The sequence below is a fragment of the Tahibacter sp. genome (assembly GCF_035481375.1).
Lineage (GTDB): Bacteria > Pseudomonadota > Gammaproteobacteria > Xanthomonadales > Rhodanobacteraceae > Tahibacter.
Map to the genome: position 1 here is coordinate 1 of NZ_DATIGT010000119.1, position 20938 is coordinate 20938.

Below are 20938 nucleotides of genomic sequence, written 5' to 3' on the forward strand. Positions count from 1 at the left end.
GGCTCGATCTCGCGCGCAACCGCGCGCTCGCCGCCGAGGCCGCGGCGCAGCAGGCGCGCGCGGCGTCCGACCGCGATGCCGCGCGCGCGCGCGAGGCGCTGACGTTTCTGACCGACGCGTTCGAAGCGGCCGCGCCCGACAAGGCGATGAGCCGCGAGGTCAGCCTGCGCGGCCTGCTCGACGCGGCGCGCGCGCAGCTCGCGGCGCGTACCGATCCCGCGCTCGTCAAGGCGATGCAGCGGTTGCTCGCGAATCTCTACGGCGATCTCGGCGACATCGCGACCGGCGTCGCGCTGATGCGCGAAGGCACCGATGGTGTCGAGCCTCAGGATCGCGCGCAGGCGCTGCGGCTGGCCGAGGATTACGACGAATACGCGAGCCTGCTCGGTGTGCTCGGCGACACGCCCGGTGCGCTCGCGGCCATCGAAAAGGCCGGCGCCTGGCGCGAGGCGTTCGCGCCCGACGACACGATCGCGAAGCTGCGCACCCTGCAGGCGCTCGGCATGGTGCATCACCGTGGCGGCGACGACGAAAAGGCACTCGTGGTGCTGCGCGAGGCGCGCGAACTGAGCCTCAGGACGCGCGGCGTGCCGCTCGAACTCTATATCGAGATTGCGCAGCCGCTGTCGTCGCTGCTGAGCACGACGGGCGAACGCGAGGAAGCGCTGGCCGTCGTCGACGACGCGATCGCGCGCGTCGATGCGCAGCGGCCGGCACGCTCGCCCGAACACGTCACGCTGCTGCGCGCGCGCGCGAATGCGCTGCAGCTCAGCGCCGATCCGGTCGGCGCCGAAGCGCTGCTGCGCCGCGCGATCGCGCTGCAGGAGCGCATCGTCGATCCGGGCGGCGCGCGCATGATGGTGCTGACGAACGACCTCGCGCTAGTGCTCAACGAACTCGGGCGCTACCGCGAAGCGATCGAGCTGATGCGCAAGTCGGACCGGCACATGGGCGAGGCCGGCATCGTCGGTCCGACCGACATCGCCGTGTCGCATGCGAACTACGGCGGCATTTTCGAGAGCGCCGGCGACTATGCCGCGGCGATCGACGAATTTGCGAAGGCGCGCAAGGCGCTCGACGACGGCAAGGTCGATGCCGACCATCAGGTGCGCCGACGCATCGCGCGCAGCGAGGCGCGCACGCTCGGTCGCGCGGGCCAGAACGCGAAGGCGCGCGCGATCCTCACGGAGCTGCGCGCGCAGGCGGCGCGCCTGGACGGCGAGGATTCGATCGAATACGCGATGCTGACCTGGCAGCTCGTGCTCGTCGCGCGGCAGATGCATGAACCCGATATCGGGCTCGCGCAGCTCGCCGAAGCGAAGACATTGTGGAAAGCGCTCGTACCCGGGAATCACGCGATCCTGCTGCACATGCGCCGCGCGCATGCGGCATTCGCGCTCGATGCCGGCGACACTGTGACGGCGCAGCGCGAGCTCGATGCCGCGATCGCGGGATTCGAAGCCAATGGCGCGCTGCCGATCGATCTCGCAATCGCGCGCACGGAGCTCGCCGAGGTGCAACGGCGTCGTGGCGACGCGAAGGCAGCACGCGCACTGCTCGATCAGGCGTTGCCGGTGCTGCGCGACTCGCTGCTGCCCGCCGAGATCGCGCGCGCCGACGCCGAGCGTACGGCCGCAGCGCTGGGTCTGGCTGCCCCGTAGATTGGGCTGAGCCGCAGGCGAAGCCCAACAGCGAGGCGCTCATGCGCCTGATGAAGAACCTGTCGTTGCGAAGCCACCGTGACGTTGGGCTTCGCCTGCGGCTCGACCCGACCTGCGGTTTGCGCAACGAAAAAGCGCGGCTTTCGCCGCGCTTTTTTGCACTACGCTCAACGAAGCAGAGTCACCCGCGCTTCATCGTCGCGAAGAACTCGTCGTTGGACTTGGTGTTCTTCATCTTGTCGAGCATGAACTCCATCGCCGCGAGTTCGTCCATCGGATGCAGCAGCTTGCGCAGGATCCAGATCTTCTGGAGCATGTCCGGTTCGATCAGCAGTTCCTCGCGGCGCGTGCCGGAGCGGTTGATGTTGATGGCCGGATAGACGCGCTTCTCGGTGATGCGGCGGTCCAGGTGCACTTCCATGTTGCCGGTGCCCTTGAACTCTTCGTAGATCACTTCGTCCATCTTCGAGCCGGTGTCGATCAGCGCGGTCGCGAGGATGGTCAGCGAGCCGCCTTCCTCGACGTTGCGCGCGGCGCCGAAGAAGCGCTTCGGGCGCTGCAGCGCGTTCGCGTCGACGCCGCCGGTCAGCACCTTGCCCGAACTCGGCACGACGGTGTTGTAGGCGCGCGCGAGACGCGTGATCGAATCGAGCAGGATGACGACGTCTTTCTTGTGCTCGACGAGGCGCTTGGCGCGCTCGATGACCATGTCGGCGACCTGCACGTGACGCGCGGCGGGTTCGTCGAAGGTCGAGCTGATGACCTCGGCCGCGCGGACGCCGCGGACCATTTCGGTGACTTCCTCGGGGCGCTCGTCGATGAGCAGGATGATCAGGTGCACTTCCGGATGGTTGTGCACGATCGCCTGCGCGACGTTCTGCAGCATCATCGTCTTACCGGCCTTCGGCGGCGACACGATGATGCCGCGCTGGCCCTTGCCGACCGGCGAGATCAGGTCGAGGATGCGGCCGCTGATGTCTTCCGACGAACCGTTGCCGCGTTCGAGGCGGAACGCCTTGCGCGGGAACAGCGGCGTGAGGTTCTCGAACAGCACCTTGTTCTTCGATGCTTCCGGCGGCTCGCTGTTGATGTCGTCGACCTTCAGCAGCGCGAAGTAGCGTTCGCCGTCTTTCGGCGGACGGATGCGGCCGGTGATGTAGTCGCCGGTGCGCAGGTTGAAGCGGCGGATCTGGCTCGGGCTGACATAAATGTCGTCCGGGCCGGCCAGATAGGACTCGTCGCCGGAGCGCAGGAAGCCGAAGCCGTCCTGCAGGATTTCCAGCACGCCCTCGCCCCAGATGCCGCCGCCGGCGCGTGCGTGCGCCTTGAGGATGTTGAAGATGACGTCCTGCTTGCGGGCACGGGCGACGCCTTCCTGGATGCCGAGGCCCTCGGCGATCTCGAGCACGGCCGCTGCGGGCTTGCGCTTGAGCTCGGTGAGGTTGATCAGCGGACCGTTGCCGCCGCCGTTGCGCTCGTCGGGAATCTCGTCTTCGTAATTGCCGCCGCGCATCTGTTGCTGCTGCTGGCGGTTCTGACGATTGCGATTGCGGTTGCGGCCTTCGCGACGGCCCTGGCCCTGGCCCTGGCCCTGATGCTGGCCGCCCTGCTGATAGCCGCCGGCATTCTGGCCGCCTTGCTGGTTCTGCGGGCCGCCGTCATTGCCGTTGTTGCCGTTGCCGTTGCCGTTGTTGCCGTCGCCGCTCTGCTGCGTGTTGCCGGCATTGTCGCCGCCGCCGGGCTGGCCGGTGAACAGATCGGGGTTGCGCTGGCCGCGGTCGTCGCCGCCGCTCGTGCGTTCCTGGCGCTCTTCACGCGGTTGACGCTCTTCGCGGGCCTGGCGTTCCTCGCGCGGCTGCGGCGCGGATTCGCCGCCGGCTTCGGCGCGGGCTGCGGCTTCTGCCTTCGCGGCGGCGCGGGCGGCCTGCGCTTCGCGGCGGGCGGCTCGCGCTTCGGCGGCGGCAGACGGTGAAGGGGATTCAGGACGCGCGTCAGCCGTTGCGGCCGAGCCGTTTTCCTTGTTCTCGATATCAGACACGGGCAGACCTCGCATGGGCGCCGTTGGTCGGCAGGGCTACATGCCGACGGGATGGAATCAGGGGATGAACCGGAAGGAATGGGGCGATGCGCCCCGAACAACGCGAGCTAACTTAGCACTGTGAGTGTTAAGCGTAAAGCTTGGGCTGCGCAGTGGTTCATGCGCGCCGGCGCGCGGCCGGCGGCCGCGCGCGTCGCTGTGGATTTCAGATCGTGCGATCGATGAGCTGGGTCAGCTGGTTCTTCGACACGGCGCCGATCTGCGTCGCCTCGACCTTGCCGTTCTTGAAGATCATCAGGGTCGGAATGCCGCGCACGTTATAGTTGCGCGGGGTCTTCTGATTGTGGTCGATGTTGACCTTTACGACTTTCATGCGACCCTGGTAGCTGGCAGCAAGCTCGTCGAGCACGGGCGCAATCATCTTGCAGGGGCCGCACCATTCAGCCCAGAAGTCGACCAGGACCGGTTCGGCCGACTGCAGAACGTCGGATTCGAAATTGTCGTCGCTGGTGTGGGCGATCAGCTGGCTCACAGGAATCTCCGTCTTAAGAATTTCCGCCAAGCTGCGGAAATGTTTGGGTTTAGGCTACACTCGGGCCGTTGCTGGGCAAGGCGGAGCGTGGCAGGGGCGGGAGGAAGGGCGGCATTTGAGCCCAACCCTCCGCGCGTTTCAAGTTGGGTCGGTGGATCGATCCTCAAGTCTCCCGGGCCGCCGGTCTGCCGGCCACCCCCGGATCATCTGGCCAGTTGAATGTCCGAGCAAGTATTAACCGATTGTTTCTTCGATAATTTCGATCTGCACCCGAGCCTGCTCGCCGGGTTGCACGAGTCCGGCTTCACCCGTTGTACCCCAATCCAGGCGCTGACCCTGCCGGTCGCGCTGCAAGGCCGCGATGTCGCCGGCCAGGCCCAGACCGGCACCGGCAAGACCGGCGCCTTCCTCGTCGCAGCGATGCAGCGGCTCCTGACCGTACCGGCCCTGGCCGAGCGCAAGGAAGCCGATCCGCGCTGCCTGATCCTGGCCCCGACGCGCGAGCTGGCCATTCAGATCGACAAGGATTTCAAGAACCTCGGCCGCCACACCGGCCTGAAATCCGCACTGATCTACGGCGGCGTCGACTACGACAAGCAGCGCGAACAGCTGCGCGGCGGCGTCGACATCATCATCGCGACGCCCGGCCGCCTGATCGACTACTTCAAGCAGCACGTCTTCAGCCTGCGCGCGGTCGACGTGATGGTCATCGACGAAGCCGACCGCATGTTCGATCTCGGCTTCATCAAGGACGTGCGGTTCCTGATGCGGCGCCTGCCGCCTCGCGACAGCCGTCTCGGCCTGCTGTTCTCGGCCACCCTGAGCTATCGCGTGCTCGAACTCGCCTACGAGCACATGAACAACCCCGAGAAGCTGTCGGCCGAAACCGAATCGGTCACCGCGTCTCGCGTGCGGCAGAGCGTCTATTTCCCGGCCACCGAGGAAAAGATGCCGCTGCTGCTGAACCTGATGTCGTCGGGCGACGTGCAGCGTTCGATCGTGTTCGTGAACACGAAAGTCGCGGCCGAGCGCGTGACGACGCGGCTCGAACGCCACGGCTTCCGCGTCGGCGCGCTGTCGGGCGACGTGCCGCAGAAGAAGCGCCAGAAGCTGCTCGAACGCTTCCAGCGCGGCGAAGTCGACGTGCTCGTCGCGACCGACGTCGCCGCGCGCGGCCTGCACATTCCGGCCGTGAGCCACGTGTTCAACTACGACCTGCCGCACGATCCGGAAGACTACGTGCATCGCATCGGCCGCACTGCGCGCCTCGGCGCCGAGGGCGACGCGATCAGCTTCGCCTGCGACCTGTATGCGATGGGCTTGCCGGATATCGAGCGTTTCATTTCGCAAAAAATCCCGGTTGCCACCGTGACGCGCGACCTGCTCGTGCCGCCGCCCAAGCGCGAGCGCGCCGCGCATCCGGCCGACGCGCAGAACGCGATCGACGATGCGGCCGACGCCGACGAAGCCGTGGTGCCGCCGGAGAAGACTGCGGACGGCAAGCCGAAGCGGCGCCGCCGTCGCGGCGGCAGTGGCGGACGCAGCGGTGGTGGTGGCGGTGGGAAATCGGGCAACGCATCCGCACCGGCGGCGCCGGCACCGGATTCGCAGTAACGACAGCGGCGCAGGGGAAGGGTGATGGCAGTAGCGGCCATTCGGGACTGGAGCAGCAAGGACGTCGAGCGGGTTTCGCTGCTCGGCGCGATGCTGGTCTGCGGCCTGTTCACGCTGGCCTGCCTCTGGCTTGCCGTCAAGCTGCTCTGGTCGCTCGTGCCGACCGGCGGCAGTGAGCCCGACATCGCGGTTCCCGTCGCGACCGTGCCGGCACCCGGCGGCAAGGCCGCGGTCAGCGTGTCGAAGTGGCACCTGTTCGGCAACGCCGGCCTGACCAACGCGCAGCTCGCGCGCAGCGCGCCGGCGACGCAGCTGCAGCTGCAGCTGCGCGGCACGCTGGCCGAAGCCGATCCGCGCGCCGGCATGGCCGTGATCGCCGATCCGGTCTCGGGCGAACGCGCGTATCGCGTCGGCGATGGCCTGCCCGGCGGCGCGACGCTCGACGGCGTCTATCCCGACCGCGTGATCCTGCTGCATGAAGGCGTGCAGGAAACCCTGGGCCTTCCGTACGACCAGCCCGGTGCGCCGGTGACGCCGCTGCCGTCGACGAACGCCGCACCGAACACGGCCGGCCGCAATACTGCGCCGGGCATCTCGGCGTCGGCGCCGACGCCGGCACAGATGCCGGCGGCCACCCCGGTCTTCGTCGCGCCGCAGATGGCGCAGGGCGCGGTCGATTTCTCGCGCATCCAGCAGCAGCTCGGCGTGTCCGATCCGAACGACCTCATGCGTCAGATCAATGCGCAGCCCGTCATGGAAAACGGGCGCATGGCCGGTGTGCGTCTGACCGGCGGACCGAACGCGGCGCTGATCGCGCAGCTCGGCCTGCAGCCGACCGACGTCGTCACCTCGATCAACAACGTACCGCTGGACTCGATGGGACGCGCGACCCAGGTCGTCGATTCCCTCAAGAACGCCAATCGCGTCACCGTCACGGTGAATCGCGACGGCAAGCCCGTCACTCTGAGCGTGAACATCAAATGATGCGCACTCCAATCGCCTCCTTGCGTGCCTGCCTGCTCGCGTCGGCGCTGCTGCTCGCGACCGCGACGGCCGTCGCCCAGCCGCCGCCGTCGGCCGCCGGCAACCCGCCGGGCACGCATACGCTGAATCTCAAGGACGCCGACATCCAGGCGCTGATCGCGACGGTGTCGGAAATCACCGGCAGGAACTTCATCGTCGGCCCGAACGTGCAGGGCAAGGTCAGCGTGATCTCCGCGCGGCCGATGCAGCCCGACGAGATCTACGACGTGTTCCTGTCGGTGCTGCGCGTGCACGGCTACGCCGCGGTGCCGGCCGGCAGCATGATCAAGATCGTGCCCGAGGCCATGGCCCAGGCCGAAGGCGGCAACAGCGTCGCAACCGCCGAATCGGGCGACGCGATCGTGACCCAGATCGTGCCGCTGCGGCACGTCGCCGCGGCCGAACTCGTGCCGATCCTGCGGCCGCTGCTGCCGCAGGGCGCGCAGCTGATCGCGCACCAGACCAGCAACTCGCTGGTCGTTTCCGACCGCGCGAGCAACATCCAGCGCGTCGCCGGCATCATCGCGCGCATCGACACGGTGTCGGATACCGAAGTCGAAGTGATTCCGCTGCAGCACGCCAACGCGTCGGAGATGGCGCGCACCCTGACCATCCTCGCCGAGGACAAGGCGACGCAGGCCACCGGCGAAAGTCCGCGCGTCCTCGCCGACGAACGCACGAACTCGATCCTGATCGCGGGTGCGAAGAGCGGCCGTCTGCGCATGCGCACGCTGGTCACGCATCTGGACACGCCGCTGCAGTCGGGCGGCGGCACGAACGTGGTCTATCTGCGCTATGCGAAGGCCAAGGAACTCGTTCCGATCCTGACCGGCGTCGCATCGACGCTGAACAACGAACCCGGCGCGCCGGCCGCGCCGGCGGCGGGCGCCGCCGGTGGTGCCGCGGCTGCCGCGGGCAGCGCGACGATCCAGGCGCACGAGGAAACCAACGCGCTGATCATCAGCGCGTCGCCGGCGGTGTTCCGCTCGCTCGAAGGCGTCATTCGCCAGCTCGACGTGCGCCGCGCGCAGGTGCTCATCGAAGCCATCATCGCCGAGGTCGCCGACGAGACCGCAAGCGAGATCGGCGTGCAGTGGCAGGCGCCGATCGAAGGCACCGACAACAACTTCATCGGCGGCACGAACTTCACCGGGTCCGACGGCCGCGGCAACATCATCGACGTCGCGCAGAACCCGCGCGCGCTCGGTTCGGGCCTGTCGCTGGGCTACATCACCGGCGTGACCAACGTGCCCGGCCTCGGCGACATCGTGAACCTCGGCTTCCTGCTGCGCATGCTCAAGGGCGACGGCAAGTCGAACGTGCTGTCGACGCCGTCGGTGCTGACGCTCGACAACACCGAGGCGACGATCAAGGTCGCCCAGGAAGTTCCGTTCAAGACCGGCCAGTACACGAACGCATCGGGTACCGGCGGCACGGGCAGCCAGCCGCTGAATCCGTTCCAGACCATCGAGCGCAAGGACGTCGGCATCACGCTCAAGGTGACGCCGCACATCAACGAAGGCGATTCGGTGCGGCTCGATCTGCACCAGGAAGTGTCGTCTCTCGCTCCGAGCGTCGACGGCGCGGTCGACCTCATCACGAACAAGCGCGAACTGTCGACGAGCGTACTCGTGGCCGACGACGCGACGCTGGTGCTGGGCGGGCTGATCGACTCCAAAGCGAACGACAACAATCAGAAGGTGCCAGGGCTCGGCAGCATTCCGGTGCTCGGCAACCTGTTTCGCTACCGCAGCAACAAGGTCGCGCAGCGCGATCTGATGATCTTCCTGCATCCGAAGATCCTGCGGGACGCCGCGTCGGAAGCGGCAGTGTCGAGCGAAAAGTACAACTATATCCGTACTGAACAATTGCAGATGCGCAACAACCGCGAAGCGCTGACGCCGGACAGGAAGCAGCCCGTCGTGCCGGAAATGCACGACTTCATGGCCGATCCGAACGGTCCGGCGACGCCGGCCGCACCGCCCTCTGCCGGCGGCAAGCCCGCGGCCAGGAAAGCGAGCCGGAGCGGCAAGTGACTGAAGCCAAGCCGTCGCCCGCCGGCGGAACCGAAGCCGCGCGGGCGGCGCGGCCGTCGCGGCCGAATTTCGGCTTCGCGCGGCGCAACGGCGCGACGCTCGTGGCGTGGCACGACGATCACGCCGAAGTCGCCTGCCGCGAGGGCGTGAAGCCCGAAGCGCTCGCGGAACTCCGCCGCTACCTCGGTGCACCGCTGAAGCTCACGCGTTACAGCGCGGCCGATTTCGAGATGCTGCTGCGTCGGCTCTACGAGCAGGGCGACGACGCGCGCGGCGTGGTGTCGGACATGGACGAGTCGATGGACCTGCGTTCCATCGCCGACGACCTGCCCGAGCCCGAAGACCTGCTCGAAAGCGACGACGACGCGCCGATCATCCGGCTCATCAATGCGCTGCTGACCGAAGCGGTCAAGGAAGGCGCGTCCGACATCCACATCGAGCCTTACGAAAATCGCCTCGTCGTGCGTTTCCGCATCGACGGCGTGCTGCGCGAGATCCTGTCGCCGCAGAAGGCCGTCGCGAATGCCGTGGTCAGCCGCATCAAGGTCATGGCCAAGCTCGACATCGCCGAGAAGCGCCTGCCGCAGGACGGCCGCATCGGTCTGAAGATCGCGGGCCGTCCGGTCGACGTGCGCGTGTCGACGATTCCGGCGGGCCATGGCGAGCGCGTCGTGCTGCGTCTGCTGGACAAGCAGGCCGGCCGCCTCGATTTGATCCAGCTCGGCATGGCTGCCGACGATCGCGCGAAGCTCGAAGGCATCATCGCGCGGCCGCACGGCATCTTCCTCGTGACCGGCCCGACCGGCTCGGGCAAGACCACGACGCTGTACGCGGCGCTGCTCAAGCTCAACGACGCCAGCCGCAACATCATGACGGTCGAAGACCCGATCGAGTACTACATCGACGGCGTCGGCCAGACCCAGGTCAACACGAAAGTCGAGATGACCTTCGCGCGCGGCCTGCGCGCGATCCTGCGCCAGGATCCGGACGTCGTCATGGTCGGCGAAATCCGCGATCTCGAAACCGCGCAGATCGCCGTGCAGGCGTCGCTGACGGGCCATCTGGTGTTGTCGACCTTGCACACGAATTCCGCCGTCGGCGCCGTCACGCGCCTGCGCGACATGGGCGTCGAACCGTTTCTGCTGTCCTCGTCGCTGATCGGCGTGCTCGCTCAGCGCCTCGTGCGCGTGCTCGACCCCGCGACGCGCGAAGCCTACGCGGCGACGCCGCGCGAACTCAGCGCCTTCGGCCAGCCCGCCGACGCGCACGCCGTGCTCTACAAACCCGCCGACGGCCTGACCGGCCGCGCCTCCGGCTACCGCGGCCGCACGGGCATCTACGAACTCATCGGCGTCGACGAGCACTTCCGGCGGCAGATCCACGAAGGCGCATCCGAAGCCGACATGGAACGCTACGTGCGTACGCGCGCGGCGTCGATCGCGACGGATGGATGGGCGAAGTGCCTGGCCGGCGTGACGTCGGTGGATGAGGTGTTGCGGGTTACGCGCGAAGATTGAATCGTTCGCACGAATCGAAGGCTCGACGTAGGGCGCAATAACCGAAGGGCATTGCGCCATCTCGACGCCGCGAGGCCGGAGCGCACATGGCGCAACGCCCTTCGCTTTTCTGGCCACAACGATCGACGTGGCCAGAAAACGGCGCAATGCCCTTCGGTTACTGCGCCCGACGTCAGGCTCAATAGCCGTCCCGCGTCGAGGGCGCATCCCGCGCCACATCGCTGCCACGTACGGATGTCGGCTCCCCGGCCCGTTCCGCTGGAAGGATGCGATCCGAGCGGGCGGCGAAGCGCTCGAAGATCCAGCCCCATAACGGGATGATCGCAAATATCCCGACGACGGCAGCCGATGACAGATACAGGCCCGGCCGGCCGTGAAATGCGAATGCGAGCGGAAGAACGAAGACCGCGGTCGCCAGTTGCAAGCAGAGGCTCATCAGCCACACCCACCAGCCTCGCTTCCAGTAGATCCAATAGTTGCTCATGATATTTTCCACATCGATACGCGCGTGGCTGCAGTACGGCGAGATGCATGCAAGGCTTGCCTGCCGTTGTCTTCGGCTGTCGCCGCACCCACGCACGCAGTGAATTCACCAGGCCTTGCGTGCTCGTGCCGATCGCCGGAAGTTCAAGCTTGCCGCCATCGGCACGATGAAGGGAAGCAGGGCAGCCCTTCGCCCACGAGACGCCGACGAACAGTTCGCGCGCGTATTCGCGATGTGCGCAAGCATGTGTCCGATCCGGCCGAAGTCGACGCGGATATCGATCGGCAGGGGCAGCAGCGTGCAGACGGGCAAGCTTTTTGCCGCAGCGTCCTCGACCGCCAACGCATCGTCGGCGAGTCGCGAGTGAACGAGCCGGAACAGGCGGGCGCCGACATCGCGCGCGTGTGCATCCGCAGTCAATACCCGACGGCGCCGCGAGGCGCGCGCCTGCGTCGCGCGCGACGGCAATGTCGATGATCCGGACCTGCGTATCGTCGTCGCCCGCGATGAGGTCGAACGCCCAGTCCTTCGCATCGTCGACGCCGAGCAGACCGATCGACAGCGCGACGTGGAAACAGGCGGCGTCGGTTGCGCGACAAGCATCGGCGGAAACGTCGGTCAGCGGTGATGAGGTCTTGTCTGATTCCACGAGCCCGTTCTTTCTGCGCTGATGATCGGATCGACGCAAGGCGCAATATCCGAAGGGCGTTGCGCCGTGCTGGTGATGACCTCGCGGCGTGGAGACGGCGCAATGCGCTTTGCTTATTGCGCCCTACGGTATAACGCCGAAGCGTCGCGACGGTAATGCAATCCGGCATTTTCGTCGGCAACCACGCACGAATCCGCCTCGTCCGTGTTCCGTCCGGCTCGCTAAGATCCTCCGGTCCCCGCGGAGCACCGGCATGACCTCGTCGACCGTCAGCGACACGCAGCCCGAAGGTTTCCGCCGCTCGCTCGGGCTGCTCGACGGCACCATGCTCGTCGCGGGGTCGATGATCGGCTCGGGCATCTTCATCGTCAGCGCGGACATCGTGCGCACGACGGGATCGGCGGCGTATCTCGTACTGGTCTGGCTGATCTCGGGATTCATGACGATCGCGGGGGCGTTGAGCTACGCCGAATTCGCGGCGATGTTTCCGAAGGCCGGCGGGCAGTACGTCTACCTGCGCGAGGCCTGGGGGCGGCTGCCCGCGTTCCTGTATGGCTGGTCGTTCTTCGCGGTCATCCAGACCGGGTCGATCGCCGCGGTCGGCGTCGCGTTTGCGAAATTCACGGCGTATCTCGTGCCGGCGCTCGGCGACGACAACGTGCTGCTGCAGCTCGGCGCGTTCCGGCTCAATGCGGCGCAGCTGGTCGCGATCGTCGTCGTGCTCGTGCTGAGTTTCATCAATGCGCGCGGTGTGCAGTATGGGAAATGGATACAGACCGGCTTCACGCTCGCGAAGATCGCGGCGCTGCTCGCCTTGATCGCTTTCGGGCTGCTGCTCGGCGCGAAGACGCAGATCTGGCAGGCGAACTGGTCGTCGGTCTGGGAACGCAGCGCGGCGACACCGGACGGGTTGCTGCTCGCGCTGCCCGCAGCGATCGCGGTTGCGATGGTCGGCGCGCTGTTCTCGTCGGATTCGTGGCACAGCGCGGCGTCGGTTGCGGACGAGATCCGCAATCCGCGGCGCAATGTGGGCTTGAGCCTGTTCCTCGGCACCGCGCTCGTCTGCAGCCTGTATCTGATCGCGAATCTGATGTATCTCGCGGTGCTGCCGCTCGGCGACATCGCGCACGCGCCGGCCGACCGTGTCGGCGTCGCGGCGGCGCAGGCGGCCTTCGGCAGTGCAGGAACCGCAGGCATTGCGGTGCTGATCATGGTCTCGACGTTCGGCTGCGTGAACGGGCTCGTGCTCGCCGGCGCGCGCGTCTACTACTCGATGGCGCGCGACGGCCTGTTCTTCGCGAAGGCCGGCACGCTGAATCGGCAGGGCGTGCCGGGCTGGGCGCTGGCCGCGCAGGCGCTCTGGGCCTGCGTGCTGTGCCTGTCCGGGCGCTATGGCGACCTGCTCGACTACGTGATCCTCGCGACCTTGATCTTCTACGTGCTGACGATCGCCGGCCTGTTCCGTCTGCGGCGCACGCAGCCCGGCATCGAGCGGCCGTATCGCGCGTTCGGCTACCCGTGGCTGCCGGCGCTGTACATCGCGTTCGCGAGCGCGATCGGCGTGAGTCTGCTGATCTGGAAACCGGCCTACACCTGGCCCGGCCTCGCGATCGTGCTGCTCGGCGTGCCCGTGTTCTACGCGCTGCGCGCGAAGCGTCCGTAGGTTGGGCTTCGCCTGCGGCTCAACCCAACCTGCCTGCGCGCGCCGGCAACGTCCGGCACCCGTGCGCAACGGTGCGAGTCCGCTATGATCGGCCGGATTCCTGGGAGGGAACCATGAGCCTCATCCAACAGATCACGCGTCACAAGAGCATCGAGCAGTTGCAGAGCGAAGCGGGGGCGCGCGGCGAGCTGCGACGCACGCTGGGCCTGTGGCAGCTCACGGCGATCGGTCTCGGCGGCATCATCGGCGTCGGCATCTTCGTGCTGGCCGGCCAGCAGGCCGCGGTCAACGCGGGACCGGCGGTCGCGCTGGCCTTCATTCTCGCGGGCATCGCGAGCGCGGCGGCCGCGCTGTGCTATGCGGAGTTCGCCGGGATGATCCCGGTCACGGGCAGCGCGTACACCTATGGCTATGCGGTGCTCGGCGAAGGCGTGGCCTGGCTGATCGGCTGGGACCTGCTGCTCGAATACGCGCTGATCGTCGCCGCGGTCGCGAGCGGCTGGGCCGGCTATCTGCAGAACCTGCTCGCGCACGTCGGCATCCATCTGCCGGTCTGGGCGCAGGGCGCGATGGGCACGGGCGACGGACGCGTGTTCAACGTGATCGCCGCGCTCGTCGCGATGGGCGTCGCCTGGCTGCTGACCGTGCGCACCGAGACCGGCGCGCGGCTCAACACCGTCGTCGTCGCGATCAAGGTGATCGGCGTCGCGCTCGTGATCGGCGTCGGCGCGTTCTACATCAACAGCGCGAACTGGTCGCCGTTCATTCCGCCGGAAGTCATCGGCGCCGACGGCAAGTCGCATTTCGGCTTTTCCGGCGTCGTGACGGCTGCCTCGGTCGTGTTCTTCGCGGTGTTCGGCTACGACACGCTGACGACGGCCGCCGAGGAATCGAAGAATCCGCAGCGCGACCTGCCGCGCGCGATCCTGCTGTCGCTCGGTCTCTCGATGGCGCTGTACCTGACGATCTCGTTCGTCATCACCGGCGTGGCGCACTACACGACGCTCAACAACGACGCGCCGGTCGCGAACGCGTTCCAGTCGCTGGGCCTGACCTGGGTCAGTGCGGCGATCTCGGCCGTCGCGGTCGCGAGCATCATCAGCGTCGTGTTCGCGTTCATGCTCGCCGCGGCACGCATCTGGTTCTCGCTCGCGCGCGACGGCCTGCTGCCGGCCTGGTTCGCGAAGGTGCATCCGCGCTACGGCACGCCGTATCGCCCGACGCTGATCCTCGGCGTGCTGACGGGTCTCGCCGCCGGCGCGCTGCCGATCGGCGATCTCGCGGAACTCGTGAACGTCGGCGTGCTCTGCGCGTTCATCGTGATCTGCTCGGCCGTCATCGTGCTGCGCCGCACGCGCCCGGACGTGAAGCGCGCCTTCCGCACGCCGCTCGTGCCGCTCGTGCCGATCATCGGCATCGTGTTCTCGATCTGGCTGCTGACCGGACTGCCGCTCGTGACCTGGGAGCGGTTCGGTATCTGGATGGCGCTCGGGCTCGTCGTGTATTTCGGCTATGGGATCCGAAACAGCACGCTGGCGAAGAAATAGAAAAAGAAAAATAGAGATGAGCAGGTAGGAACTGGAGGAGGCGAAAAGCTCCCTCTAGTTTCTTTCTCTGCCGGGCCAGGCCCGGATCTCCCGCAGGTTCTTCAACGCCCGCTGCCAGAGCTGGTCGAAGCCGTGCGCGAGCTGCGCGGCGAGTGCGGTGTCCTGCACGAGCAGCGACGCGAAGCGGCCTTCGCCGATGAACGGATGGTCGAGCGCGAGAATCACGATGTCGTCGTCGACGACATGGAACGGATGGCCGATCTCGCCGCTGTAGCGCACGCCGGCGAGCGTGCGCGTGGCGGCGGCGAAGTCGCGCAGGAAGGCCATCAGGGGCGGCGCGGAGCGGTCGCTGAAGCCGAAGATCGCGCGATGCTCGGCACCGCTGCGCTCGCGTTCGCGCGCGAGCGTCTTGAGCACGTCGAAGCCCTGCTCGCGCTGCGCGCGGATCGCGGCGAGATCGCCGCGTTCGAGGTAGGAGAGAATCCGCCGCTTCGCACCGGCGAGCCGGCTCAGGTGGCGCTTCACGTGACTCTCGGCGCCGAGCGCCAGATCGACGCGCGCCTGGCTGCTCTTGAGCCGGCGCGGCAGTTTCTCGAACGCGGCGCGCAGTTCGGACGATGCATTCGCGAAGGCTTCGGCGCGTTCGCGCGCGATCGCGTTGAGCCGCTCGACGAGCAGGTCCGGCGGCAGTGCCGCATAGAGCAGCGGACGCGAGCGGCGCAGCTCGACGAGACCGAGCTGCGCGAGTTTCTCCATCGCCGCGTAGATCTTCGAGGTCGGAATGTCGCCGTCGCGGCACAGCGTGGCCGCGTCGCAGACGCCGTGGACCGCGAGCGCGACGAGCGCGCGCTTTTCGTAGCTGCCGAAGCCGGCGTCGTCGAGCAGGCCGAAGTCGTTCCAGGCCACGCGCATTTCTACTCCGAAAAGTAGATGAAAGGCAGTCAGTGTCGGCGGACACTGTGTTCACCGCAACCGACACCGGAGCAACCCCGATGAACACCGCCGCCAAGCCGTCCAGCGTCATGCCGCTGCGCTATGTCGAGTCCGTCGACGCGATGCGCAGCTTCTATCTCGAAAGACTCGGCTTCGATCACCTCATGGGCATGGTCGGCGCCGACGGCCTGCTCGACTTCGCGATCGTGCAGCGCGCCGGTGCGATGCTGATGCTGTCGCGTCCGCAGAACGGCGCGACGCTGACCGCGGGGTCGGTCGAGATCTACGTCGAGGTCGACGATGTCGACGCGTATCACGACCGGCTCGTGCAGGGCGGCGTCGCGATCAGCCAGCCGCTGACGACGCAGTGGTGGGGCGATCGCAATTTCGCGATCGTCGATCCGGCCGGGCACCTGATCTGGTTCTGGAAGACCGTCGCCGACATGCAGCCGCCGGCGGGGGTCACGTTGATCTGACGCCGACGTCGTCGAGGCGAAGCCGCGCGCCGGGTGTGGGGCGCGGTTTCGCTCGTGCCGGGCAGGGCGACGTCGCGGTTCGCCGTTGGTTCACCGCAACCTGCGTTCGGCCGCCGGCCGCCAGGGACGGCGTGTTTGCGTGATTCCGCCCGCGTCGGGAATGGCGGCGCTGCCGGCTACCGCGCCTGCGGGATTCCGTAGACAATCCGGGCTTCCTCGTTCGGGAACGTCCGCGTGCCGGCATTCGCCTACCAAGCCCTCGACGCCGCCGGCAAGACGCAGCGCGGCGTGCTGCAGGGTGATACTGCGCGAGCCGTGCGCCAGACCCTGCGCGAGCGCGGGCTCAATCCGCTCGAAGTCATGCCGGTCGCCGACAAGCCGGTCTCGCCGCTGTCGCGGCGCGGGCTGTCGACGCAGCAGGTCGCGCTGTTCACGCGCCAGCTCGCGACGCTGCTGAGCGCCGGCCTGCCGATCGACGAGGCGCTCGCCGCGCTCGGCGAGCAGGGCGAGGACGAACGTGCGCGCAGTCTCGTCGTCGCGCTGCGTTCGCGCGTGATGGAAGGCGCCGGGCTCGCGACGGCGTTCGCCGACTACCCCGAGAGTTTTCCCGAGATCTATCGCGCGTCGATCGCGGCCGGCGAGCAGTCGGGCCGTCTGTCGACCGTGCTCGAACGCCTCGCCGACTATGCCGAGTCGCGCGACGCGCTGCGCCAGAAGATGCTGACCGCGCTGGCCTATCCGCTGCTGCTGACCGTCGTCGCGGTCGGCGTCGTCACGGGCCTGCTGGTCTACGTCGTGCCGCAGATCGTCGGCGTGTTCGCGAGCATGAAGCAGCAGCTGCCGCTGCCGACGACGGTGCTGATCGGCCTGTCGGAATTCGTGAAGCGCTGGGGGCTGCTGCTGTTCGGCAGCGGTGTCGTCGCGATCGTCGCGACGCGCTTCGCGCTGCGCCGGGAATCCGTGCGCATGACCTGGCATCGCTGGCTGCTGCGCCTGCCGCTGATCGGCAAGCTGACGCGCGCATCGAACACCGCGCGCGCGGCGCGCACGCTCGCGCTGCTGAGCGCGAGCGCGGTGCCGCTGCTCGACGCGCTCGCGATCTCGGCCCAGGTAGTCCCCAATCTGCCGATGCGCGAAGCGCTGCGCCGCGCGGCGCACAAGGTCCGCGAAGGCGGCGTATTCTCGCGCGCGCTCGCCGACAGCGGCTATTTCCCGCCGGTCGCCGTGCGCCTGATCGCGAGCGGCGAACGCTCGGGCCAGCTCGAACGCATGCTCGACGAAGCCGCCTCGCACCAGGCCAAGGAGCTCGACCGCTGGCTCGCGGTGCTGACCGCGGTGCTCGGCCCGGCCGTGATCCTGCTGGTCGGCGCGATGGTGCTGTTCATCGTGCTCGCGATCCTGCTGCCGATCTTCAATCTGAACCAGATGGTCAAGTGAGCGAGACTGCCGCGGCCATGATCCGCTTCGACCAGGTCACCAAACGCTATCCGTCGGGGCACGAGGCGCTGCATGAACTTTCATTCGAGCTGGCCGCCGGCGAGATGGCGTTCGTGACCGGGCATTCCGGCGCGGGCAAGAGCACGCTGCTGAAGCTCATCGGCCTGATCGAGCGGCCCACGCGCGGCCACGTGACCGTCAACGGACAGAACCTGCACGGCCTGCGCCGCGGCCGCATTCCGGAACTGCGCCGCGGCATCGGCATGGTGTTCCAGGATCATCGCCTGCTGATGGACCGCAGCGTCTACGACAACGTCGCGCTGCCGCTGATCATCGCCGGCCTCGCGCGCGACGAGATCGCCAAGCGCGTGCGCGCGGCGCTCGACAAGGTCGGGCTGCTGGAACGCGAGCGCGCCGCGCCGATCACGCTGTCGACCGGCGAGCAGCAGCGCGTCGGCATCGCGCGCGCGATCGTCGCCAAGCCCTCGGTGCTGATCGCCGACGAGCCGACCGGCAATCTCGATCCGCAGCTGTCGAGCGAGATCATGCGTCTGTTCGCCGACTTCCAGCAGGTCGGCACGACCGTGCTCGTCGCGAGCCACGACCTGCCGCTGGTCAAGCGCATGGGCAAGCGCGTGCTCGTGCTCGACCACGGTCGGCTGCTCGACGACTGGCGGCCGGGAGGCGCGTGATGTTCGGCAGGAAACCCAGCGGCAACCGGCTGAAGACCGCAGCGCCGCCGCCGCGCGCAGCAGAACGTGCCGCGCCGCGCCGGCGCTTCGCGTTCTCGAGCTGGCGCGACCAGCATCTGTACAGCCTGTTCTCGAGTCTCGGACGCCTGCTCGCGCGGCCCTGGGCGACTGCGCTGACCGCGCTCGTCATGGGTCTCGCGCTCGCGCTGCCGCTGCTGTTCCTGATCCTGCTCGACAACGCGCGCACGCTGGCCGGCGGCTGGCAGGACGCGCGCGAGATCACGGTGTTTCTGAAGCCGGGCGCCGACGCCGCCGCGAGCACCGTGCTGGCCGATGCGCTGCGCGCGCGCAGCGACGTCGTCGCCGTGAAGCAGACCACGCCCGAGCAGGGCATCGAGGAATTCCGCGCGATGTCGGGCTTCGCCGACGCGCTCGACGTGCTGCAGTTCAACCCGCTGCCCCATGTGCTCGTCGTGACGCCGCGCGAGACGCGCGACATGGCCGAGCCGGCCGTGCTCGCCGAGCTGCGCCGCGAGGCCGACGTCGACCTCGTGCAATACGACGCGGCCTGGCGGCGGCGCCTCGGCGCGATCCTCGGCCTGTCGCAGCGCAGCGTGCTCGTGCTGGCCGGTCTGCTCGCGCTCGCCACGCTGCTGGTCGTCGGCAACACCGTGCGGCTGGACATCCAGTCGCGCGCCGAGGAAATCGCCGTGATGCAGCTGATCGGCGCGAGCCCGGGCTTCGTGCGCCGGCCGTTCCTCTACACCGGCATCTGGTACGGCCTGTTCAGCGGCGTGCTTGCGCTGATCGTCGTGTTCGCGGTGCAGTGGGCATTGCGCGCGCCGGTCGACCAGCTGCTGGAAAGCTACGATCACCGGTTCATCTTGCGTGGTCTCGAGCCGCTGGCTGCCCTGTTGGTCCCGTTCGTCAGTGCCGTTTTGGGCTGGCTTGGCGCTATGCTTGCGACCGCGCGGCACCTCGCCGAAGCCCATCCGGACTGAGGCAGGCCGGCCCGTCATCCACCGCGCAGCACGACTACGGAGTTCCTCGGGGGGAACACAATGGAAGCGCATCTGACCCGACACATCGCCAGCGACGAACCCCGCGTGATGGTGGTGGACGGGTCGAAGGTCGTGCGCCGGCTGATCGAACAGGTGCTCAAGGCCGATCTGCCGGGCGTGACCGTTCTGGCCTGCGAGTCCGGCGCCGAGGCCAAGCAGCAGCTCGAGGCCGGCGTCGTGGATTTCGTGACGACCGCGCTGCGCCTGCCCGACATGGACGGCCTCGAACTGGCGCAGTACATCCGCGAGCACGCGCCGCAGGCCTACATCCCGATCGTGGTCGTGTCCGGCGACGTGCAGGAGCGCCTGGTTGCGCGCACGATGACCGAGGCGGTCACCGACTATTTCGACAAATCCCTGGGCTTCGCCGCGCTCGCCGCGTTCATCCGCGGCTACGTGCGGCCCGAGTCCAACGTCACCGGCGAAGTGCTCTACGTCGAGGACAGCCGCGTCGTCGCACTGGCGACGCGCCGCATGATGGAAAAGCACGGCCTGACCGTGCTGCACGTGGTCAGCGTCGAGGACGCGCTCGCGCTGCTCGACACGGCCAAGGCGCAGGGCAGGGTGCCCGGCGCCGATATCGTGCTGACCGACGTGAACCTCAAAGGCGAACTCACCGGCGGCGATCTGCTCGAACGCATCCGCAACGACTTCGGCTACGGCAAGGCGCAGCTGCCGGTGCTCGTGATGACCGGCGACGACAACCCGAAGAACCAGGCCGTGCTGATCCGCCAGGGCGCGAACGATCTCGTCGAGAAGCCGATCGAGGAGCGCCTGTTGATCACGAAGCTGCTGTTCCAGCTGCGCGTGGGCCAGCACGCGCGCACGCTGATGGCGGAGACCGCATGACCGATGCGCGGTTGAAGCTCGAACCGAGCTGGAAGGAACGCGTCGGCAACTACTTCGATCGGCCCGACATGCAGGCGCTGTCGGAATTCCTGCGCAACGAACTGCGCGGCGGCAAGATCGTGTTTCCGCCGCCGAAGCAGATCTTCGCGGCGCTCGACGCGACGCCGTTCGACGCCGTGAAAGTCGTGATCCTCGGCCAGGATCCGTATCACGGGCCGGGCCAGGCGCACGGCCTGTGCTTCTCGGTGCAGCCCGGCGTGCCGGTGCCGCCGTCGCTGCGCAACATGTATGTCGAGCTGCAGCGCGACCTCGGTTTCGTGCCGCCGCGCCACGGCTGCCTGACGCGCTGGGCCGAGCAGGGCGTGCTGCTGCTCAATGCCGTGCTCACGGTCGAGCAGGGGCTGGCCGGCTCGCACCAGGGCAAGGGCTGGGAAGGCTTCACCGACAGCGTGATCGAGGCGCTGAACCGCGAGCGCGAGCATCTGGTCTTCCTGCTCTGGGGTTCCTACGCGCAGGCCAAGGGAAAGCTCATCGACGGCCGCCGCCACCTCGTGCTGAAGGCGCCGCATCCCTCGCCGCTGTCGGCGCATCGCGGCTTCATCGGCTGCGGGCATTTCTCCGCGGCCAACGACTATCTCGTGAAGCACGGCATGGCGCCGGTGGACTGGACGCTGTAATCCGCCGCGTTTAGCTTTGGCGCTTCGCCAACGACCGGACAGGGACGGT

17 protein-coding genes and 1 pseudogene are annotated in these 20938 nt (G+C 67.9%); 13 read left to right on the top strand and 5 right to left on the bottom strand.

All coding sequences use genetic code 11. From position 1 onward, the window contains the following. A partial coding sequence (locus tag VLF18_RS07675) for a hypothetical protein (protein WP_325279034.1) occupies window positions 1-1661 on the top strand: 1661 nt, incomplete at its 5' end. 181 nt (window positions 1662-1842) lie between these two features. Here VLF18_RS07675 and rho read toward each other — a convergent pair. Both rho and trxA read right to left on the bottom strand, forming a co-directional pair. Continuing rightward, window positions 1843-3699 (bottom strand): transcription termination factor Rho, encoded by a 1857-nt coding sequence (gene rho / locus VLF18_RS07680; RefSeq protein ID WP_325279035.1) that lies wholly within the window; start codon window positions 3697-3699, stop codon window positions 1843-1845. A gap of 205 nt (window positions 3700-3904) precedes the next feature. Then, complete coding sequence (trxA, locus tag VLF18_RS07685; protein WP_325279036.1) at window positions 3905-4231, bottom strand: thioredoxin TrxA; 327 nt, start codon at window positions 4229-4231, stop codon at window positions 3905-3907. 219 nt (window positions 4232-4450) lie between these two features. Here trxA and VLF18_RS07690 point away from each other — a divergent pair. From VLF18_RS07690 to gspE, 4 genes and pseudogenes are all read left to right on the top strand, one after another. Then, window positions 4451-5833, top strand: a pseudogene (locus VLF18_RS07690) (DEAD/DEAH box helicase); the annotation flags it as partial. 36 nt (window positions 5834-5869) lie between these two features. Continuing rightward, window positions 5870-6829, top strand: coding sequence for a type II secretion system protein GspC (gene gspC, locus VLF18_RS07695; protein ID WP_325279037.1), 960 nt, complete (start codon window positions 5870-5872; stop codon window positions 6827-6829). Next, on the top strand, window positions 6826-8904 hold the full coding sequence (gene gspD / locus VLF18_RS07700) for a type II secretion system secretin GspD (RefSeq protein ID WP_325279038.1): 2079 nt from the start codon (window positions 6826-6828) through the stop codon (window positions 8902-8904). The genes gspC and gspD overlap by 4 nt, the downstream gene beginning before the upstream one ends. Further along, window positions 8901-10421: a type II secretion system ATPase GspE gene (gene gspE, locus VLF18_RS07705; protein WP_325279039.1), complete on the top strand. Its 1521-nt coding sequence runs from the start codon at window positions 8901-8903 to the stop codon at window positions 10419-10421. The genes gspD and gspE overlap by 4 nt, the downstream gene beginning before the upstream one ends. 178 nt (window positions 10422-10599) lie before the next feature. Here gspE and VLF18_RS07710 read toward each other — a convergent pair whose 3' ends face one another. Together VLF18_RS07710 and VLF18_RS07715 are read right to left on the bottom strand one after the other, a co-directional pair. After that, entirely contained in the window at window positions 10600-10905 is a 306-nt protein-coding gene (locus VLF18_RS07710) for a hypothetical protein (RefSeq protein ID WP_325279040.1), read from the bottom strand. A gap of 105 nt (window positions 10906-11010) precedes the next feature. Further along, a complete protein-coding gene (locus VLF18_RS07715) occupies window positions 11011-11373 on the bottom strand; it encodes a hypothetical protein (protein WP_325279041.1) in 363 nt (120 codons plus the stop codon). A 434-nt stretch (window positions 11374-11807) separates the two neighbouring features. On the opposite strand from VLF18_RS07715, the gene VLF18_RS07720 reads away from it, so the two are divergent. Together VLF18_RS07720 and VLF18_RS07725 are read left to right on the top strand one after the other, a co-directional pair. After that, window positions 11808-13217: an APC family permease gene (locus tag VLF18_RS07720; RefSeq protein WP_325279042.1), complete on the top strand. Its 1410-nt coding sequence runs from the start codon at window positions 11808-11810 to the stop codon at window positions 13215-13217. Window positions 13218-13330: 113 nt separating this feature from the next. After that, the gene (locus VLF18_RS07725; protein WP_325279043.1) at window positions 13331-14764 is read left to right on the top strand and encodes an amino acid permease; all 1434 of its coding nucleotides are present in this window, start codon (window positions 13331-13333) and stop codon (window positions 14762-14764) included. Window positions 14765-14818: 54 nt separating this feature from the next. Here VLF18_RS07725 and VLF18_RS07730 read toward each other — a convergent pair whose 3' ends face one another. Then, complete coding sequence (locus tag VLF18_RS07730) at window positions 14819-15676, bottom strand: TrmB family transcriptional regulator (protein WP_325279044.1); 858 nt, start codon at window positions 15674-15676, stop codon at window positions 14819-14821. A gap of 80 nt (window positions 15677-15756) precedes the next feature. Between VLF18_RS07730 and VLF18_RS07735 the strand changes: the two genes are divergently transcribed. The 6 genes from VLF18_RS07735 to ung all read left to right on the top strand — a co-directional run bounded on the left by VLF18_RS07735 (window position 15757) and on the right by ung (window position 20889). Next, window positions 15757-16173: a VOC family protein gene (locus tag VLF18_RS07735; protein ID WP_325279045.1), complete on the top strand. Its 417-nt coding sequence runs from the start codon at window positions 15757-15759 to the stop codon at window positions 16171-16173. A 234-nt stretch (window positions 16174-16407) separates the two neighbouring features. After that, window positions 16408-17610 (top strand): type II secretion system inner membrane protein GspF, encoded by a 1203-nt coding sequence (gene gspF / locus VLF18_RS07740; RefSeq protein WP_325279046.1) that lies wholly within the window; start codon window positions 16408-16410, stop codon window positions 17608-17610. A gap of 17 nt (window positions 17611-17627) precedes the next feature. Then, window positions 17628-18302 (top strand): cell division ATP-binding protein FtsE, encoded by a 675-nt coding sequence (gene ftsE / locus VLF18_RS07745; protein ID WP_325279055.1) that lies wholly within the window; start codon window positions 17628-17630, stop codon window positions 18300-18302. After that, the gene (ftsX, locus tag VLF18_RS07750) at window positions 18302-19303 is read left to right on the top strand and encodes a permease-like cell division protein FtsX (RefSeq protein WP_325279047.1); all 1002 of its coding nucleotides are present in this window, start codon (window positions 18302-18304) and stop codon (window positions 19301-19303) included. The genes ftsE and ftsX overlap by 1 nt, the downstream gene beginning before the upstream one ends. A gap of 60 nt (window positions 19304-19363) precedes the next feature. Next, on the top strand, window positions 19364-20212 hold the full coding sequence (locus tag VLF18_RS07755) for a response regulator (RefSeq protein ID WP_325279048.1): 849 nt from the start codon (window positions 19364-19366) through the stop codon (window positions 20210-20212). Further along, window positions 20209-20889: a uracil-DNA glycosylase gene (gene ung / locus VLF18_RS07760; protein ID WP_325279049.1), complete on the top strand. Its 681-nt coding sequence runs from the start codon at window positions 20209-20211 to the stop codon at window positions 20887-20889. Before VLF18_RS07755 ends, ung begins: the two co-directional genes overlap by 4 nt. Window positions 20890-20938: the final 49 nt, after the last annotated feature.

Coding starts and splice junctions, on each gene's coding strand:
- ung (WP_325279049.1), top strand. CDS start 20,209: ATGACCGATGCGCGGTTGAAGCTCGAACCGAGCTGGAAGGAACGCGTC.
- gspD (WP_325279038.1), top strand. CDS start 6,826: ATGATGCGCACTCCAATCGCCTCCTTGCGTGCCTGCCTGCTCGCGTCG.
- ftsX (WP_325279047.1), top strand. CDS start 18,302: ATGTTCGGCAGGAAACCCAGCGGCAACCGGCTGAAGACCGCAGCGCCG.
- VLF18_RS07730 (WP_325279044.1), bottom strand. CDS start 15,676: ATGCGCGTGGCCTGGAACGACTTCGGCCTGCTCGACGACGCCGGCTTC.
- gspC (WP_325279037.1), top strand. CDS start 5,870: ATGGCAGTAGCGGCCATTCGGGACTGGAGCAGCAAGGACGTCGAGCGG.
- VLF18_RS07725 (WP_325279043.1), top strand. CDS start 13,331: ATGAGCCTCATCCAACAGATCACGCGTCACAAGAGCATCGAGCAGTTG.
- VLF18_RS07710 (WP_325279040.1), bottom strand. CDS start 10,905: ATGAGCAACTATTGGATCTACTGGAAGCGAGGCTGGTGGGTGTGGCTG.
- VLF18_RS07720 (WP_325279042.1), top strand. CDS start 11,808: ATGACCTCGTCGACCGTCAGCGACACGCAGCCCGAAGGTTTCCGCCGC.
- ftsE (WP_325279055.1), top strand. CDS start 17,628: ATGATCCGCTTCGACCAGGTCACCAAACGCTATCCGTCGGGGCACGAG.
- VLF18_RS07755 (WP_325279048.1), top strand. CDS start 19,364: ATGGAAGCGCATCTGACCCGACACATCGCCAGCGACGAACCCCGCGTG.
- VLF18_RS07735 (WP_325279045.1), top strand. CDS start 15,757: ATGAACACCGCCGCCAAGCCGTCCAGCGTCATGCCGCTGCGCTATGTC.